1 protein-coding gene and 1 pseudogene are annotated in these 1,224 nt (G+C 73.0%); one reads left to right on the top strand and one right to left on the bottom strand.

Features of this window, described 5'->3' with window-relative positions:
• Nucleotides 1-374: pseudogene (locus P409_RS39750) on the top strand (LysR family transcriptional regulator); the annotation flags it as partial.
• On the opposite strand, the gene betI reads toward P409_RS39750, so the two are convergent.
• Entirely contained in the window at nt 371-976 is a 606-nt protein-coding gene (gene betI, locus P409_RS34720; RefSeq protein WP_202964910.1) for a transcriptional regulator BetI, read from the bottom strand. The pseudogene P409_RS39750 and the gene betI sit on opposite strands and share 4 nt — an antisense overlap.
• Nucleotides 977-1,224 lie beyond the last annotated feature (248 nt).

Here is a 1,224-nt window from a genome sequence, read left to right as displayed (position 1 = left end):
CCGTCTATGGCCGGCGCGGCGGCGGGCTGGCGGAGCGCTGGATCGGCGTCACCGGCGACGGCGCGGTCACGCCCTCGGCCCGCTGGGTGGCGGAGCGGCATGCCGCCGCCACCGTGGTCCGCGGCAACGACCCCCGGCTGATCCTGGACCTGCTGCGCCGCGGCGTCGGCCGGGCGGTGCTGCCCTGCTTCGTCGGCGATTCCGAGCCGGGGATCGAGCGGCTGGAGGAGGTCGAGGCGCTGCGCCACCAGCAATGGCTGGTGCTGCACCAGGACGAGCGCCGCCACCCGGCGGTACGCGCGGTGATCGAGCGCATCGTCCGGCTGATGCAGGACAACCGGGCGCTGTTCCGGGGAGAGGGCGGAGAAGGCTAGGCGTCCGCCGCCAGCCCCATCGAGCCGCCGGAGAGTAGGCCGTCGACCCAGCCATTGGCGATGCGCACGGCGTCGTCCGGCGTGAACACCGAGGGGTCGAGGCAGAGCTCGAGCCACAGCCCGTCGAGCATGGCGGTGAAGGCCAGCGCCGCCAGCGCCGTGTCGACCCGGCGCGACCGGGCCGCGGCCGCCTCGGCGATCAGCCCTTCCAGCCGGCGGCGATAGGCGGCGTAGACGTCGCGATGGATCCGGCGGATCGCCTCGTCGCGGCGCACCAGCGCCCAGAAGGACAGCCAGATCGACAGCAGGTCGGGGTCCAGCACCGGCGGCCGGAAACTGGCGTCGATGAAGGCGCGCAGCCGCGCCTCCGGCGTCGTGTCCGCCGCGTCCAGCGCCGCGGCCAGCGTGTCGGACACATGGCTGCCGATGAACCGGTAAGTTTCGGCGATCAGGGCGTCGATGCCGCCGAAATAATGGCGCACCAGCCCGAGCGACACGCCGGCGCGGGCGCAGACCTCGCGCACGGATGTGGCCGCGTGGCCGCGTTCGGCCAAACATTGGGCCGTGGCTTCGATCAGCGCCCGGCGTCTGACCGCCGGCAATTCGCGCGTGAACTTCGCGCGCGGCCCTGCTTTATCGTCGGGCCCGCTGTCGAGGGCGGAGCGTGGCTCAGCCAAGAAAGGCAACGGCCCGGGGTTTTCCCCGGGCCGTGTCCGTCGTCACAGAAGCTGGACGGCTTCCGCCATCGGGCCCTTCTGGCCCATGCGGACCGTCAGGCGCACCCGCTGCTCGCTGTTCAGGCTCGGCAGGCCGGCCTTCTGCAGCGCGCGCGAAGCGACGTAGACGTCCT

Origin of the sequence: Inquilinus limosus MP06 (genome assembly GCF_000767795.1) — a bacterium.
Classification (GTDB): Bacteria; Pseudomonadota; Alphaproteobacteria; order DSM-16000; family Inquilinaceae; genus Inquilinus; species Inquilinus limosus_E.
This window is presented reverse-complemented; position numbering and strand designations above follow the sequence as displayed.